We start from the raw sequence: 15,494 nt of genomic DNA, 5'->3' as shown, positions 1-15,494 counted from the left end.
CCTCCGTTTCCTAAACATAACGGTGGACCCGTTCAGTTGGGGAGGCTCAAACGCTCGCCGCATGAACACCGATTGAAATATCGAGAAGACATCGCAACAAAAAATTGCTCACTCAGCCAACGTCGTTATCGCTTTAGTGCACCTAAATCCATCATCTCAATGGATTACAGGCCGATGATGCACTAACAATCAACTTGGACCAGTCTGATGAGGATGCTCAGGATGACTTGGAGCCGTGGGAGAGAAGCGTGAGATACGTTGTCAAAGGTGTTTTCATTTGTTGCGCTGTTGCGCTTGTTTTTGTCTTTGCGGCCTGGCTATTCCTGTCCTCCGCGTTGTTTTCTTCTGTCAGGGCCACTTTTGTTGAGAGCCTGATCAGTAAGAAACTTGGTCAGGACGTCAGAATAGAAGATGAAGTGCGTCTCGGTCTGGGGCGGCAGTTGCAGATATCAGCGGCGGGGTTGGTACTACCCGGGGCGCCGGAAGCAGATGCGAAGCTGGCGGCAATCGACAAACTTGAATTCGAGGTTTCCGCGCGTGACCTCTGGAACAATAAGCTTTCTCTAAGTGACCTTTCTATCTCGGGTTTTCACCTGAACCTGATCACTGACAAGGATGGCGTTGGAAATTGGCACTCTGTTTCTCAACCGAATGCAGCAGCTTCGCAAACCGCAAAACCTCCTATGCTACCGGTCGCCGGAATTCTGTCGGACCGCACAGTTGACCTGACCGACATCACCATTTTTTATCAGAATGAATTGAATGGGATTGAACTGAATCTGCAGCTTCCTGAACTGCTTTTTAAGCGTGACGATCAAACCAACACGGCCTCTGCGGCTGGGGAAGGTTCGCTGAACGGCGAGAGGTTTGAGCTCAGCGGAACGTTTCCAGCGGAAGACCCGTTTCGGATAACAGCGGTTTTTGAACAAGTCTCTATTCTTGCCGAAGAAGTCCCTCAGGAAGCCGGGCTTGAGGTGAGGACGACTATAGAGATTGTGGAACTTGGTCAGCTTCTCGACATCCTGAAACTTGATCGAGTATTGGAAGGCTCTGGGCGTATTGGCGCAACGTTCCATACGGCGAATGGCACTTCCCGCATCGATGATCTGGCCGTGCTGGCGGAGTTGGATGGTGGTCAAAGCCTCTCGCTGAACGGGCAAATCGGGGAATTGGGAAACCCCGAAGATGTATCGCTGACAACACGTATTCGGTTGTACCCGGAAAATGCTGAACCAGCCCCCGCCGCATCACGATATGATCTTAAACTTGTTGCGGTTGATATGGTAATGGACAGTGTTCCTGGGCAGGTTCCTCAGCGACAAATGGTTATCAAAACCAACGGGTTCACATTGGACACCTCGGGCGAAGGCCCGCCTCCAATCAAGTTTTCCGAGCTATCCAGAACACCCGAAGGCGCCTTGCGTGTTGGAAGCATCAACCTGAGAATTGGGAACCCCGCTGATCCGTTTGTCATTTTGAACGGCTCGGTCGATGATGCGCTGAGGTTGCAAGGCATATCAGCTGAAGGTCTGATGGATATTCCGGCAAGCAGTCTGATCTCTCCAGAGTTGTTGGGGCCGGACGACCAGCTTGGCAGGTTTTCCGGCAACTTTCATTTGAACGGCGGCATCAATCAGCTGTCTCTAACGAATCTGGATGGCCAGACAAGCGAAACGGAAGTCTGGAATCTCGAGGTGCATGGCAAGGTCAAGAACGTGCTCAAATTCGAGGATCTGGATCTGGCAATTGATGTCGATGTTCCATCCGGGGCGGATCTGTTGGAGGCGCTGTCACTTGAACGTGTCGAAACCGGTCCTGCGCGGTTTGAAATCGGGCTTGTCAGCCAGGGCACTGATTGGAACGCAAATGCTGCTGTCGAGGTAGCCGACTCTGCCCTGCAAATCGTGGCCGATCTTGATGATGCAACAAGTGCCCCTGTATTGCGGGGTACTATTGAAAGTGAGCTGATCAAGGTAGATCAGATCCGTACCATCATTCAGGCCGTCGCACAGTTGAGGAAGTTAGGCGGTTCAGAGGCGGACGAGGAAGATGCCGATCAAGAAGACAGTGCCACCGGTCCGCTGAGAGATGTGACGCTTGAACCTATCGGCCGTTCAATTCTCTTGTCCGGTATGGATATGGATGTTGATATTGATCTTCGGCATATCGTAGGCGCCAGAGGCATAAGCAGTTTGCAGAGTGATCTGACCCTCAACGAAGAAGAGCTTAAGGCCGGGCCGTTGAAGTTTGAATACGGAGGCGCCCATTTCGACGTCAGCGGGCAAATGGATCTGTCGAATGACGCGCATCTGCTTACTTTGACCGGCAAGGCGGGCGGCTGGCAGCTGGATGACATCCTCCACAATCTGAACTTCAAAAAGGGCGCCAGCGGTACGATCTATGCTGATTTTTCGGTGACCGGCGGAACTGATTCACCAAAACACTTTGCCAACACCATGAATGGCAGCGCCACAGTTTCAATGCGGGATGGCTCTATCGAAACGCAGCTTCTGGATTTGGCGGGGCTTGGGGTTTTGCCTTGGGTATTTACAAAAGAAAAACAAAAGGTTGCGCCAATCGTATGCTTGCGCGCGCCGATCAATATTTCAAATGGAAATTTTTCGACCAAACAAACCACCCTGGAAACAGATCATGTCCAGGTTGTTGTTTTTGGCGATGTTAATGTGGCGGGAAAATCTCTGGATTTGAATCTGCAACCCCGAAAGATTGGCGAACCCCTTTCGAAAAGCCCCTGGCCAGTGACTTTGAGGGGTCCATTGTCCAAGCCGAACGTCAAGGTCAAGGATGGGCCGAAAAGGCTGAAACGATCTGATGGTGCGGATATAATGCCGGCCAAAAGAAAACTCTGTGTTCCGGATATTTTGCAGCTCCAATAGTGGGCGAGCGGCTCGGTACCTGACCGAACCCAGAGTTCGTGAAGGATCGTAATGTGACTGCTAAAGATGTCTGTTTTGGGCAAGGAGCGTGGATTGAAGGCCAAACCACGCTAGATGTCCAACGTCTTGTGGGCACCCGGAACCCCCTTGTTTGCGGCAAGGGCTGGATCATCAGTCACAGGCTTCCACAGCTTCCAAAACAGGTCCGGCACTCCGTGCATGCCTAAAACTAGCCAACAGCATACGCACTCTGACACCGTGCAACGCGGCAATTGACTGCAATCTTCGGGGATAACACCAACTACCCCATGCCGCCTTGCGACATGCAAAAGGTTGCTTGTTTGCGAAAGCCCGGAGCCCAGCTAGGATGCAAGATACTGATTTTCGAGAGGTTGAAATGAAAAACCTGTTTCCGTCCATGCCCGAAGACGCGAATCTGGGCCACGTCTATCGCGCTTTCCCGGAGAAACTTGGATCTCTGGCAGAGTACCAAAATCGTGTCATGCGGGGCGACAGTGAACTCAGCATCGCGGAACGAGAGATCATTGCAGCCTATGTCTCCGGATTGAACGCCTGCGCTTTTTGTCATGGCGCGCACACCGTGCATGCCAAGGCTTTCGGCATTGATGTCAGCACCATCGAGGATTTGATGGATGATCTTGAAAGCGCGGATATCGACGACAGTCTAAAACCCATTCTTGCTTATTCCGGAAAACTAACAACCAGCCCCTCCCGCATGACTGAAGCCGATGCAAAAGCAGTCTACGATGCCGGCTGGTCCGAGAAGGCGCTGTTTGACGCTATACAAGTTTGCGGTTTGTTCAACTTGATGAATCGTGTGTTAGAGGGCACCGGAATTACCGAGTATCATTCAGATGCTAATTCCGTCGGCGAAGACGTGCTCGACAACCTGCGTAGCAAAAGGTGCTACCTTGATTTTGGCAAGGCAAACGGGCTTTTCGCATGACTTCTGATCTGTTGGTCTGGGCCAGGGGCCTCGTAAAAGCGTATGGCGGGCGTGGCACAACAGCTTGAAACGGTAATCCAAATCAACAGGCCCGCCGGATCGGCGGGCCTTTTTGAGCTCTGCGTTGTCAGTCTTTCGTGCCGACGTTTTCTTCGAACGCAACCTTGAAGGCGGCCTGTTTCTCGGGGCTGGCCTCGGTTTGATATTTCGATTTCCATTCATCCATCGTCATGCCGTAGAAAATCTCGCGGGCTTCATCCTTGCCCAGTTCGATTCCCTTTTCGTTTGCCGCTTCCTGATACCAGCGCGACAGGCAGTTGCGACAAAACCCGGCGAGGTTCATCATGTCGATGTTCTGAACGTCCGTGCGGTCTTCCATCAGGTGCTTTTGCAACCGGCGAAATGCGGCAGCCTGAAGTTCAATTTCGGTTTGCTTGTCCATGATCTGGCTCCGGATGGCGATTGAGTTGCTTCTGACCTAACAATCCAGTGGACCCGTTACAAGAAACGGACGTGCCGAAGCGCCTTTTCACATCAGTTTCAATGCCAGCCACGGCACGATGCAGAAAACCAGCGTCAGGATTTTGTAGTTCGCAAGATACCTGAAATAGGCGCGTTTCACATCCGGGCGTTCCATCCGAAACATCCTGCCGTGAATGTCGGCAATCCAATCCTGCAAAAGCAGAACCATCAGGGTGGTAAACAGAAGCACCGCGATATTGAGCACGGCCATCCAACCAAAAAACGTCGTCAAAAACTCTTGTGTCATGATGACTCCCTTTCCCAGTTGATATGGGAAATGAAGGCCGTGCTCACAACAGCGTGATGCGCGGAAAAGCACGCGCAGGACTTGCGGTCAAAGGTCGCTGGCTTCCAATGCATCTTGCAGGATCACCGCCAATCGCTCGGCCCATTCCCTTTGACCCGTATGGTCTGCGATCAAGTCGTTGCGCAGCTCGATCAGTGCGTTGGGGCGTCCGAACGCGGTACAATGTTTGTCAATCGCATCCCCCGGCAGAACTCCGGTATACGGCTCGTTGACGCCAACGCACAGATCATCCTCGGCCTGAAGCCTTTCGATCAGCGGGCCAGAGAACCGCTCGTCCGAGGTGTGCAGCACGCCAATGTGCCACGGGCGCGCCTCACGACCGCGCAGCTGGCGGGTGAAGGAATGCATCGAAACGATCACAGCATGGGGCAGGGCCGCCATTTGTGCCAGTGCCTCGTGGTAGGGGCGGTAGCACATATTCAGACGACGTTCGCGCTCGCCATCATCTGCATGGCGATTTCCGGGTATGATTGACCCGTCATAGAGCTTCATCAACAGCGTGGGATCGTCCTCACCCCGGTTCGGATCGATGACCAGCCGCGAGAAGTTGGCGGCAATCACAGGCGCTTTCAGGATCTCGCCCAAGTGTTTCGACACCTCATACGCGCCGACATCATAGGCGATATGGCGTTCCATATCCTCGCGCGGCAGGCCGAGGTCGCCGCCATTTACGTCTGGGGGAACAGTGTTGGTTGCATGGTCGCATGTAATCAGCCAGCGAGACGGGCGATCCGCACCGTGGACGAAAAATGGAGTGTATGTCATGAGCCTGTCATCTTGTTTGCCGCAGGTGTAGGGCAGTTGCTTTGAAAAGGGAATTGCGCAATAAGCATCGAGATGATGTTTGCGGTAACATTTTGCGTAAGCTGATCTGCAAACTTGAGATGACGTAAGGAGGTCTATGCCAATGCGACGCCTGAGAAATGTGAAAATCGTGGCGACGCTGGGGCCAGCGTCAAATGACTATGACACGATTCGTGCCCTGCACGAGGCTGGCGCTGATGTCTTTCGTCTGAACATGAGCCATGGCAGCCATGATGAGATCCGCGAACGGCACAAGATCATTCGGCAGGTGGAAAAGGACCTGGACAGCCCGATTGCCATTCTGGCCGACCTTCAGGGGCCCAAGCTGCGCGTTGGTGTCTTTGCCAATGAGGCAGAGGAGCTGGAAGAAGGTGCGTCCTTCCGGCTCGACCTCGACCCTGCTGCGGGCGACATCAACCGGGTCTGCCTGCCGCATCCCGAGATTTTCGCGGCGCTTGAGCCGGGCGCGCGCCTGCTGGTGAATGACGGCAAGATCCGACTGATCGTTCAGGACTGCGGGCAGGATTTTGCAAATTGCACGGTCGAGGTGGGTGGCACGATCTCGAACCGCAAGGGCGTCAACGTTCCTGATGTGGTGCTGCCGCTGGCGGCTTTGTCGGCCAAGGACCGAGAGGATCTGGAGTTTGTCTGCCAACTGGGTGTCGACTGGTTGGCGCTGAGCTTCGTGCAGCGCGCCAAAGACGTTTTCGAGGCTCGCGCGCTTGCGGATGGCCGCGCAGCGATCCTGTCCAAGATTGAAAAACCTGCGGCAGTTGAGGCGTTTGACGATATTCTTGATGCGTCGGACGGGATCATGGTGGCACGCGGCGACCTGGGCGTGGAACTGCCTGTTTCTGCCGTGCCTCCGATCCAGAAACGACTGGTCCGTAAATGCCGCGGGGCAGCCAAGCCCGTCATCGTCGCCACACAGATGCTGGAAAGCATGATCGAAAGCCCGATGCCGACCCGTGCCGAAGTGTCGGACGTTGCGACGGCGATCTACGAAGGCACTGATGCCATCATGCTCAGCGCGGAATCGGCAGCCGGTGCCTATCCGATCGAAGCGGTGCAGACGATGAACAAGGTTGCCATCGAAGTTGAAGCCGACCCGACGTATACGCAGATCATCGCCGCCTCGCGTACCGCCAAGGGAACCACCGTTGCGGACGGGATCGTTGCCGCGGCGCGCGAAATAGCCGAGAAAACCGAAATCAAGGCGATCTGCTGTTTTACGCAAAGTGGCACGACAGCCGCATTGACCGCGCGCGAACGTCCCGGTGTTCCGATTATCGCAATGACGTCGCTGATGGGAACGGCGCGCAGACTTTGCCTGACCTGGGGTTGCAACTGCGTCATGACGCCCGAGCTTGAACGGTTCAAAAGCGCGGTTGTAAACGCAGCGCGCGCCGCAAGGGCAGGGGGATTTGCAACCGAGACCGATCAGATCGTCGTCACTGCCGGCGTGCCGTTCAACGTGCCGGGCACGACCAACATTCTGCGCGTGGCCCCGTGTGACGAGCGACTGATCTACAGCACGGATCCCGAATAATCAGAACGGGTATCAAAGCCCGGACACCCGTTGGCCAACAGGCTCTTTCACGGCTTCCATGACCGTGAAAGAGCTGGTTTGGTGAATCCCGGGCAGCTTGTTGATTTTCTCACCCAGTATCATCCGGAAATGCGCGATATCGCGGGTGCGGACAGTCAGCAGGTAATCGAACGACCCTGCCACCATCAGGCAGCTTTCGATTTCCGGCACATCGCGTACGGCCTCGTTGAATTTATCCAGGGATTGCTCGGCCGTTGCGGTCAGCGACACCTGTACGACGGTCAGAAGGGCCAGCCCCATTCTCTCTTTGTCGACGATGGCGCTGTAGCCCTTGATATAGCCGTTCTTTTCCAGCCGTTTCACGCGTTCCGAACAGGGCGTGTTTGTAAGGTTTACGCGCGCCGCAAGCTCAACTATTGAGAGCCGGCCATTGGCCTCAAGCTCGTGCAGGATGCGCTGATCGATATTGTCCAATTCTCTACTAATCAGTAAATCTTCCTGTTTTTTTAGTGCAGAACGATAATTTACACTGAGTATAGGCCAAAAAAATCCCCAATTCCTAGTGAAAATTCCTGATACTTACCAAAGGGCGGTCTTATTGAAAGTTCCAAGTTCCGGCTGCCCTGCCGGGGGCACGGGCCCCGGCCAAATGAAAAAAATGGAGGAACGACATGACAACAAAGATTGTCATAGGACTCGACGGGACAGAGACCGGTGAGCGCGTGATTGCCTTTGCCAAGGATTTGGCAAGGTTGATCGGCTCGTGTGAACTGGTGGTCGCTTATGTGATCGAATGGTCCCCTTACACCTTTCAGACACCGGAAGAAAACGCACAGCGTCACAAGCGAAGGGAAGAAGAGGTTGATCTGGCAACGTCGCGTATCGTGACACCTGCCGTTGAGGCCCTCAGAGAGGCTGGTTTCGAAGCGCAGGGTGTTGTTCGTCATGGCGACGTGGCGGAGACCTTGAACGCCATTACAATGGAAATGGGCGGCTCGCAGATCGTTGTCGGCCGGTCTTCGGCAGACGGGATCAAGAAACGTATCTTCGGCAGTTCGACCCAGAACCTTGTGATGCATGCCGATGTTCCGGTCACGGTTGTGAACTGAAGGGAGGGACAAAATGAGAATGCTTAAACAACTCGGCGCCTCAACGGCCGCCGCTATTGTCGCCAGCCCTGCCTTTGCGCAAGATGCTCCGGGGCTTGATGAAAAAATCAACCAGGCTTTCGCTGACCTGACCGGCCCATTCGTCAGCTTCATCTTCGCACCATTCCCCGGGACCAGCTTCCCGTGGATCGTGATGTGGCTGGTCATCGCTGCGACGGTCTTCACTCTGTACTTTGCTTTTGTGCAGATGCGGTTCTTCAGTCACGCAATCAGTCTTGTCAAAGGTGACTATTCCGACCCCAACGATGCAGGCGAGGTCAGCCACTTTCAGGCTCTGGCCACGGCGCTTTCGGGCACAGTCGGCCTGGGGAATATCGCGGGTGTCGCTGTTGCCGTCGGCATCGGCGGACCGGGTGCAACCTTCTGGATGATCCTGGCGGGTCTTCTGGGTATGGCGTCGAAATTCACCGAATGTACGCTGGGTGTGAAATACCGCAACGAGTACGAAGATGGCACCGTTTCGGGTGGCCCGATGTACTATATGTCCAAAGGGTTCAACGAATTGGGCTTGCCGGGTGGCAAGATCCTTGCGGTTTTGTTCTCGATCTTCTGTATCCTTGGCGCGCTGGGTGGGGGCAACATGTTCCAGGCCAATCAGGCGCATCAGCAGATCGCAGGCATCGTGGGCGATTATCCGGGCTGGATCACAGGGCTGGTCTTTGCAGCGGTTGTTTTCATGGTCATCGTCGGCGGCCTGAAGTCCATCGCACGGGTGACTGAAAAGGTCGTACCGTTCATGGGCGTTCTCTACGTTCTGACCGCTTTGGTCATCATCTTGATGAATGCGGATATGATCGGCTGGGCCTTTGGTCAGATCTTCGCCGGCGCCTTCACCGGTCTGGGTGTTGCAGGCGGCATGGTCGGGGCGCTGATCCAAGGCTTCAAACGTGCGGCGTTTTCGAACGAAGCGGGTGTTGGCTCGGCAGCGATTGCGCACTCGGCTGTTCGGACCAAGGAACCGATCACTGAAGGCTTCGTTTCCTTGCTGGAACCGTTCATCGACACCGTGGTGATCTGCACGATGACCGCTTTGGTCATCATCATCACCCAGCAATTGATCATCGATCCGGAAACCGGCAACTACATGCTGAATGAGGCCGGCACGGCGATTGCCACTGTTGACGGCAACTCGGGTGTCAGCCTGACCTCTGCCGCCTTCGGCAGCGCGTTCGGTTTCTTCCCTTATATCCTGGCGGTTGCGGTGATCCTGTTTGCCTTCTCGACCATGATCAGCTGGTCCTACTATGGCCTCAAGGCCTGGACTTACCTGTTCGGTGAGGGCCACACCAAAGAGCTGGTGTTCAAGATCATCTTCTGCATCTTCGTCGTCATCGGTGCCGCAGCCAACCTTGGCCCGGTCATCGACTTCTCGGATGCGGCGATCTTTGCGATGGCGGTGGTCAACGTCTTTGCGCTCTACTTCCTGATGAAAGTGGTGCGTCAGGAGCTGGCCTCGTATTCCGAGCGCCTGAAAACCGGTGAAATCCGGAAATTCGAACACTAAACCCAATCACTGGGGCGGCCTTTGTCGCCCCAGTGCCCGATCAGCCGGCAAAAAGCGCAGAATCTGATCCAAACCCCCTTGCCAGTATGACCGAACTTGCGTAAACGGCGCTTCTGATCGCGTGACCGGCCGAGATGGCATGCCGAGTCGCGTCTGGAACCGAACCCGAAAAAGGAGACGGAAATGCCTAAGATGAAGACCAAGTCGAGCGCCAAAAAGCGCTTCAAGGTGACTGCGACCGGTAAGGTCCTTGCTGGCCAGGCCGGCAAACGGCACGGCATGATCAAGCGGACCAAGAAATTCATCCGCGATGCCCGTGGCAACACCACCCTGTCCGCCCCCGACGCCAAGATCGTCAAGGGCTACATGCCCTACGACCGCTAAGAGGAGATTAAGAGATGTCCCGCGTTAAAGGTGGAACCGTAACTCACGCCCGTCACAAGAAGGTCATCAAGGCCGCCAAAGGTTACTATGGCCGCCGCAAGAGCACCTTCAAGGTTGCCCGTCAGGCCGTCGACAAGGCCAACCAGTATGCAACCCGCGACCGCAAGAACCGCAAGCGCAACTTCCGCGCCCTGTGGATCCAGCGGATCAACGCTGCTGTCCGTTCGCATGACGAAGCACTGACATATTCCCGCTTCATCAACGGCCTGAACCTGGCCGGTATCGAGGTGGACCGCAAAGTTCTGGCCGACCTGGCCGTGCACGAACCGGAAGCGTTCGGCGCGATCGTCGCCAAAGCTCAGGCAGCTCTGACCGCCTGATCCTCTTTCGAGAGACAGTGAAAGAAAGGCCGTCCCATTTGGGGCGGCTTTTTTGTTTTCCATAGATTGGATGTCGGTGTTAAGCACACTCTGGACATCGTCCAGCAGTCGTGCGCACCTTAAACTATGTCGCTGGTACAAGACTTAGAGCAAGTTTTAGAAACTGCCTTGCCACGCGATCCCAGCTTTCGGCGGATCGAACAGACGGCGATAGACAGTTGCATTAGTGATGCCCGAAGATACGCTTCAGAAGGTCTAAAAGAGGCCTTTCTGTTTTCAACAATGCGCCTACTGGCACTTCCCGACAACGGGCACACACGGCTGATTCCGAATGATGCCATCTCGGTGCTCCCGCTGAGATTCGTGAGCATCGGAACCGCCATCCAGTTAGTTGGTACGGCACCAGAAACAACGGCGCCCAGAGGAAAGCTGGTTGCAGTCAACGGCACACCGTTAAGCCAAATCGAAGCCGCCTCAGAAACATTTCTGGCAGGAACGCGCCAAAGGAAACGGGTAATCGGATCGATAATACTCGTGTGGCCCTATGCTTTGGCTCGTCTCGGTTTTTCCTCAAAAGACGAAACGACCGAGTATCGCGTGCAAGACGAGAACGGTCAGATATCCGAATTCAAAGTGGAAAACGGTCATACGGTTCCTGCATCAACGCTCTACCCGAGAAACGAGCATGGCCGGGCCGATCCGGCTTGGACACCCGAGAGACTTGTGGAGACTAAGGGCTGGCGGGGACTTGGGCTTTCGATACTGTTGCCCAGTTTTCTCGATTCAGGAGAAGGTGCGCTGCCGAAAGCCATCTCAGGTGCAGCAGATCAAGTAAGCGTTTGCTCGGAAAAAACGCTCTTGATTGACATTCGTGGAAACACCGGTGGCGACTTTCTCAAAACGATGCCCTTGATCGACGCCATCTCTGAAAACGCAAGCAGGCAGGTTGTTGTGCTTGTCGATAAATTCACGTTTTCGGCTGCGATAGTTTTTGTCGCCATCCTCAAACATCGATTGGGACCTAGGCTCAAGCTCATAGGGGAAGAAATGGGTGACGGGTTGACGTTTTTTGCCGAGGGAGGTTCGCTCGATTTGCCAACCAGCGGGGCGGTCGTTCGATACTCATCGGCTTTTCATGATTGGGAGAACGGAACCAGCGATGAAACCACACCAGCCGAGATCGCGCGGCAACTAGTTCCGGCTGGAACACTGGATTTGGATTGGGAATTGATCAACGAACCTACCGCTGAAGATGCACATGGCGCGTTCTATCAACGAATTCTCAGAAGTCTGAGAAATTAGACGAATGGCAGGAAAGCCCGCGTAGATGCCACGCGAACGCAAAAAAAACCGGCGCATTCAGCGCCGGCTTTTGTAAATTCATTGAGGGAACTTACCCGAACACACGCCCCAGCGCGCCATCGACCGCGTCGGTGATCTGGTCGATGTCATCGGCCGTGGCGATCAGGGCGGGCGAGAAGCACAGCGTGTTGTTGCGGCTTGGGATCGAGCGGTTTGTGACACCGATGATCACGCCCTGGTTCATACAGTCAGCCACAACCGCCTGTGCCAGTTTCTCGTCCACAGGCTCTTTGCTGGTACGGTCTGCGACCAGCTCGGCACCCAGGAACAGGCCCTTGCCGCGCACGTCGCCAATGACCTTGTGTTTTTCCATCAGCGCCTGAAGGTTGCCCATCATGCGGTCACCCATGGCCGCGCAATTGCCCAGCAGGTTTTCATCCTCGATGATGCGCATGTTTTCGATTGCAGCAGCCGGACCGGCAGTGCAGCCACCAAAGGTCGAGATGTCGCGGAAATAGCTCATCGGGTCCGAAGCATCATCCTTGAACATGTCAAAGACTTCCTCTGTGGTGACCATGCAGGCAATCGCGGCATAGCCCGAGGCGACGCCCTTGGCCATGGTCACGAAATCCGGCTTGATGCCGTATTGCTGATAACCGAACCAAGTGCCGGTGCGGCCCACGCCGCAGACAACTTCGTCGATATGCAGCAGCACGTCGTATTTCTTGCAGATCTCCTGCACGCGCTGCCAGTATCCTTCGGGCGCTTCGATCACGCCGCCACCTGCGGTCACCGGCTCGAGGCACAGTGCGCCGACGGTGTCGGGGCCTTCGCGTAGGATGACCTGTTCGATCTGATCTGCGGCCCATTCGCCAAAGTTCTCTTCGGGGGCGCCGTCCAGCTCGTGCTTGCGGTATTCCATGCAGTGGGGCACGCGCACGAAATCAGGCGCAAAGGGGCCGTATTGTGCGGTGCGCTCGTCCTGACCGCCTGCCGACATGGTCGCCAGAGTCGAGCCGTGATAATCGCGGTCACGATACAGGATCTTGGTCTTCTTGCCGCCGTACTTCTTGTGCGCGATCTGGCGCACCATCTTGAACGCCTTCTCGTTCGCTTCAGAGCCCGAGTTGGTGTAATATACGCGGCTCATGCCGGGCATCTTGTCGATCAGCTGCTCGGCAAAGATCGCGCCGGGGATCGAGCCGGCCGAATTGGCGAAATAGCACAGCTTCATCAGCTGGTCGTAAACGGCCTTGCAGATCGATTCGCGGCCATAGCCGACGTTGACAGTCCAGACGCCGCCGGAAACCGCATCCAGATGCTCTTTGCCTTTCTGGTCCCAGACGCGCATGCCCTTGCCTTCGACAATGATGCGGGGGTCATTGGTTTCAAAGGGTTTGTGCTGGATCAGATGATGCCAGATATGGGCGCGGTCAGCTTCGACCACGCGGGAAAGATCGTTTTCGTTGAACGTGCCGTCCATGACAAGTCCTTTCAGTGAGGTGCGGTGCACGGGGTGCGGAAATGGCGTGCCCCGGCATATGTTTAAGATGCTTCAGATCACCGCGAATGGCCGGATCTAAGTAGGGCCAGATCGCACCATCCCGTATTGCCAGTCAATAAGGGTACCGTAATACTACGGATTTGTCAGAGCACCAAGTTTATGCTCAAGTCGCGCAAACCGAGTGCAGGGAGGATCAGCAGTTGGCAGCGACCAATATCTATGAGCGTCATTTGGACAAATGCCGGGCGAATTACACACCCTTGTCGCCCCTCTCGTTCATTGAGCGCACAGCGCAGGTTTATCCCGATTACCCGTCGGTCGTTTATGGTGAGCGGCGGTATACTTGGGCTGAAACCTATGCCCGGTGCCGCCGGCTGGCGGGGGCCCTGAATGCGCGGGGTATCGGAAAGGGTGATACCGTTTCAATTATCGCCGCAAACATCCCCGAGATGTACGAAGCGCATTTTGGTGTGCCCATGGCGGGTGCCGTTTTGAACGCCATCAACACGCGTCTGGATGCTCCGATAGTCGCTTTCATCCTGAACCACGCCGAAGCCAAGGCCTTGTTGGTTGACCCCGAGTTTTCCGGCGTCGTGAAAGAGGCGCTGGAGCAGGTTGATCATGATATTCTGGTAATCGACATCGAGGATCCCAGCTTTGAAGGCGGTGAAAGGCTTGGCAGCCTGACCTATGACGCCCTGATATCAGAGGGAGACCCCGAGTTTGACTGGTCACTGCCCGAGGATGAATGGGACGCGATCACGCTGAACTATACGTCCGGCACAACGGGCAATCCCAAGGGCGTGGTTTATCACCACCGCGGCGCCACGCTGAATGCACAATCGGATTTGCTGGACTGGGATATGCCCAAGCATTCGATCTATCTGTGGACCTTGCCGATGTTTCACTGCAACGGATGGTGCTTCCCCTGGGCCATGGCCGCCAATGCGGGCGTGTCCGTCTGTCTGCGCGCCGTGCGTGCCGAGCCGATCTATGCGGCATTCCGTGATGAGAAGGTCACCCATTTCTGCGGTGCTCCCATCGTTTTGAACATGTTGGCCCACGCGCCTGATGAACTGAAGGACTTTGACCATCAGATCAAGGTGATGACCGCGGGCGCTCCGCCGCCGGCCGCCGTGATCGAAGCGATGGAGGCGATGGGGGTCGAAGTCACGCACGTTTACGGCCTGACCGAGACTTACGGACCTTCGGTCGTTTGTGCCTGGAAGGATGAATGGAACGACAAGGGACCCGAAGACCGTGCTGCCCTGAAAGTAAGGCAGGGCGTGCGGTATACGGCGCTGTCTGGTCTGATGGTGGCCGATCCCGAAACGATGGAACCCGTGCCCGCGGATGGCGAAACCATGGGCGAGATCTTTATGCAGGGCAACGTGGTGATGAAAGGGTATCTCAAGAACCCTGATGCCACGGATGGGGCCTTCAAGGGCGGCTGGTTTGCATCCGGCGATTTGGGCGTCATGCACCCGGATGGCTATATCGCGCTCAAAGACCGGTCCAAGGACATCATCATTTCAGGCGGCGAGAATATCTCGTCCGTCGAGGTCGAGGGTATCCTCTACAAACACCCGGCAGTCATGGAAGCGGCGGTTGTGGCCCGGCCAGACGAGAAATGGGGCGAAACCCCCTGCGCCTTTGTCGAGCTGAAGCCTGACGCAACCGCGACCGAGGCAGAGCTGATTGCTTTTTGCCGAAACAACATGGCCCATTTCAAAGCGCCCAAGACCGTGGTGTTTGGCACCCTGCCGAAAACGTCAACCGGCAAGGTGCAGAAATTCGTTCTGCGGGATCAGGCGCGGGCGCTGGGCTGAAGCGTATCAAAGATCGACAGGTCCAGATCCAGCATTTCACCCATCCAAATCGCGCGATCGCGGTGATCGGCCAGATGGTCGCCGGTTTCCGGGTGGGTGAAAACCGTAAGGCCCCGCCGGTTCAGCATCAACCACGGAGTGACCTGGTCGAAGGCATCAGCCGCAAAGCTCAATTGGCAGCTCCAGCGCGGGTGGGGGCCGACATTGCGGCTATGCATGCGTCCCATCCGGACGGGGAACAGTCGGGCGGCCTCTTCGCAGACCTGTTGCGCCGTGTGCTGCGTGTCGGCGTCGAAATAGACATGGGCGTGGTATCCGGTGATCTCGGGCATCAGAACCTCTTTTGCTTTGATGAAACAAAGCTAAGTCCGATTGC

General features: G+C 55.6%; 16 protein-coding genes. 10 read left to right on the top strand and 6 right to left on the bottom strand.

What is annotated here, in order from left to right:
- The 3 genes from GS614_RS22005 to GS614_RS19745 form a co-directional block, all read left to right on the top strand.
- Window positions 1-186: hypothetical protein (locus GS614_RS22005; RefSeq protein WP_216601213.1), on the top strand; the 186-nt coding region annotated here is incomplete at its 5' end.
- A 62-nt stretch (window positions 187-248) separates the two neighbouring features.
- Window positions 249-2,897, top strand: a complete 2,649-nt coding sequence (locus tag GS614_RS22505; RefSeq protein WP_171727132.1) for an AsmA family protein — start codon at window positions 249-251, stop codon at window positions 2,895-2,897.
- 367 nt (window positions 2,898-3,264) lie between these two features.
- Window positions 3,265-3,864 carry a carboxymuconolactone decarboxylase family protein gene (locus tag GS614_RS19745; RefSeq protein WP_253285461.1) on the top strand — a complete coding sequence of 200 codons (600 nt, stop codon included), beginning with the start codon at window positions 3,265-3,267 and terminating at the stop codon, window positions 3,862-3,864.
- A 127-nt stretch (window positions 3,865-3,991) separates the two neighbouring features.
- On the opposite strand, the gene GS614_RS19740 is transcribed toward GS614_RS19745, so the two are convergent.
- The 3 genes from GS614_RS19740 to GS614_RS19730 form a co-directional block, all read right to left on the bottom strand.
- Window positions 3,992-4,306 (bottom strand): DUF1244 domain-containing protein, encoded by a 315-nt coding sequence (locus GS614_RS19740; RefSeq protein ID WP_152456994.1) that lies wholly within the window; start codon window positions 4,304-4,306, stop codon window positions 3,992-3,994.
- Window positions 4,307-4,393: 87 nt separating this feature from the next.
- Window positions 4,394-4,633 carry a DUF6868 family protein gene (locus GS614_RS19735; protein ID WP_152456995.1) on the bottom strand — a complete coding sequence of 80 codons (240 nt, stop codon included), beginning with the start codon at window positions 4,631-4,633 and terminating at the stop codon, window positions 4,394-4,396.
- Window positions 4,634-4,720: 87 nt separating this feature from the next.
- Complete coding sequence (locus GS614_RS19730) at window positions 4,721-5,458, bottom strand: N-formylglutamate amidohydrolase (protein ID WP_171727131.1); 738 nt, start codon at window positions 5,456-5,458, stop codon at window positions 4,721-4,723.
- Between the two features lie 142 nt (window positions 5,459-5,600).
- On the opposite strand from GS614_RS19730, the gene pyk reads away from it, so the two are divergent.
- Window positions 5,601-7,046: a pyruvate kinase gene (gene pyk, locus GS614_RS19725; RefSeq protein WP_171329906.1), complete on the top strand. Its 1,446-nt coding sequence runs from the start codon at window positions 5,601-5,603 to the stop codon at window positions 7,044-7,046.
- A 12-nt stretch (window positions 7,047-7,058) separates the two neighbouring features.
- On the opposite strand, the gene GS614_RS19720 is transcribed toward pyk, so the two are convergent.
- Window positions 7,059-7,520, bottom strand: coding sequence for an Lrp/AsnC family transcriptional regulator (locus tag GS614_RS19720; protein ID WP_174818381.1), 462 nt, complete (start codon window positions 7,518-7,520; stop codon window positions 7,059-7,061).
- A 197-nt stretch (window positions 7,521-7,717) separates the two neighbouring features.
- Here GS614_RS19720 and GS614_RS19715 point away from each other — a divergent pair, with 197 nt between their 5' ends.
- The 5 genes from GS614_RS19715 (at window position 7,718) to GS614_RS19695 (ending at window position 11,785) form a co-directional block, all read left to right on the top strand.
- Window positions 7,718-8,155, top strand: coding sequence for a universal stress protein (locus GS614_RS19715; RefSeq protein ID WP_170344758.1), 438 nt, complete (start codon window positions 7,718-7,720; stop codon window positions 8,153-8,155).
- A gap of 13 nt (window positions 8,156-8,168) precedes the next feature.
- Complete coding sequence (locus GS614_RS19710; RefSeq protein WP_171329908.1) at window positions 8,169-9,719, top strand: sodium:alanine symporter family protein; 1,551 nt, start codon at window positions 8,169-8,171, stop codon at window positions 9,717-9,719.
- A 183-nt stretch (window positions 9,720-9,902) separates the two neighbouring features.
- Window positions 9,903-10,103 (top strand): 50S ribosomal protein L35, encoded by a 201-nt coding sequence (gene rpmI, locus GS614_RS19705; RefSeq protein WP_010443552.1) that lies wholly within the window; start codon window positions 9,903-9,905, stop codon window positions 10,101-10,103.
- Window positions 10,104-10,117: 14 nt separating this feature from the next.
- On the top strand, window positions 10,118-10,483 hold the full coding sequence (gene rplT / locus GS614_RS19700; RefSeq protein WP_152457001.1) for a 50S ribosomal protein L20: 366 nt from the start codon (window positions 10,118-10,120) through the stop codon (window positions 10,481-10,483).
- A gap of 126 nt (window positions 10,484-10,609) precedes the next feature.
- The gene (locus tag GS614_RS19695; RefSeq protein ID WP_171727130.1) at window positions 10,610-11,785 is read left to right on the top strand and encodes a peptidase S41; all 1,176 of its coding nucleotides are present in this window, start codon (window positions 10,610-10,612) and stop codon (window positions 11,783-11,785) included.
- 91 nt (window positions 11,786-11,876) lie between these two features.
- Here GS614_RS19695 and GS614_RS19690 read toward each other — a convergent pair whose 3' ends face one another.
- Window positions 11,877-13,268 (bottom strand): aspartate aminotransferase family protein, encoded by a 1,392-nt coding sequence (locus GS614_RS19690; protein WP_171120373.1) that lies wholly within the window; start codon window positions 13,266-13,268, stop codon window positions 11,877-11,879.
- A 221-nt stretch (window positions 13,269-13,489) separates the two neighbouring features.
- Between GS614_RS19690 and GS614_RS19685 the strand changes: the two genes are divergently transcribed.
- On the top strand, window positions 13,490-15,118 hold the full coding sequence (locus GS614_RS19685) for an acyl-CoA synthetase (protein WP_171727129.1): 1,629 nt from the start codon (window positions 13,490-13,492) through the stop codon (window positions 15,116-15,118).
- Here the strand turns inward: GS614_RS19685 and GS614_RS19680 are convergent.
- Window positions 15,097-15,450 carry a DOPA 4,5-dioxygenase family protein gene (locus GS614_RS19680; protein ID WP_152457005.1) on the bottom strand — a complete coding sequence of 118 codons (354 nt, stop codon included), beginning with the start codon at window positions 15,448-15,450 and terminating at the stop codon, window positions 15,097-15,099. The two genes, GS614_RS19685 and GS614_RS19680, sit on opposite strands and share 22 nt — an antisense overlap.
- Between the last annotated feature and the right edge of the window lie 44 nt (window positions 15,451-15,494).

Source organism: Ruegeria sp. HKCCD6604 (assembly GCF_013110635.1).
In the GTDB taxonomy this organism is placed as follows: domain Bacteria; phylum Pseudomonadota; class Alphaproteobacteria; order Rhodobacterales; family Rhodobacteraceae; genus Ruegeria.
Note: the sequence above shows the minus strand (reverse complement) of the source record. Positions and strands in the feature narration are given on the sequence as shown.

Bases quoted from the DNA above. Each gene is read 5' to 3' on its own strand.
- GS614_RS19710 (WP_171329908.1), top strand. From the start codon at position 8,169: ATGAGAATGCTTAAACAACTCGGCGCCTCAACGGCCGCCGCTATTGTC.
- GS614_RS19695 (WP_171727130.1), top strand. From the start codon at position 10,610: ATGTCGCTGGTACAAGACTTAGAGCAAGTTTTAGAAACTGCCTTGCCA.
- rplT (WP_152457001.1), top strand. From the start codon at position 10,118: ATGTCCCGCGTTAAAGGTGGAACCGTAACTCACGCCCGTCACAAGAAG.
- GS614_RS19745 (WP_253285461.1), top strand. From the start codon at position 3,265: ATGCAAGATACTGATTTTCGAGAGGTTGAAATGAAAAACCTGTTTCCG.
- GS614_RS19735 (WP_152456995.1), bottom strand. From the start codon at position 4,633: ATGACACAAGAGTTTTTGACGACGTTTTTTGGTTGGATGGCCGTGCTC.
- pyk (WP_171329906.1), top strand. From the start codon at position 5,601: ATGCGACGCCTGAGAAATGTGAAAATCGTGGCGACGCTGGGGCCAGCG.
- GS614_RS19740 (WP_152456994.1), bottom strand. From the start codon at position 4,306: ATGGACAAGCAAACCGAAATTGAACTTCAGGCTGCCGCATTTCGCCGG.
- GS614_RS19690 (WP_171120373.1), bottom strand. From the start codon at position 13,268: ATGGACGGCACGTTCAACGAAAACGATCTTTCCCGCGTGGTCGAAGCT.
- GS614_RS19730 (WP_171727131.1), bottom strand. From the start codon at position 5,458: ATGACATACACTCCATTTTTCGTCCACGGTGCGGATCGCCCGTCTCGC.
- rpmI (WP_010443552.1), top strand. From the start codon at position 9,903: ATGCCTAAGATGAAGACCAAGTCGAGCGCCAAAAAGCGCTTCAAGGTG.
- GS614_RS19715 (WP_170344758.1), top strand. From the start codon at position 7,718: ATGACAACAAAGATTGTCATAGGACTCGACGGGACAGAGACCGGTGAG.
- GS614_RS19680 (WP_152457005.1), bottom strand. From the start codon at position 15,450: ATGCCCGAGATCACCGGATACCACGCCCATGTCTATTTCGACGCCGAC.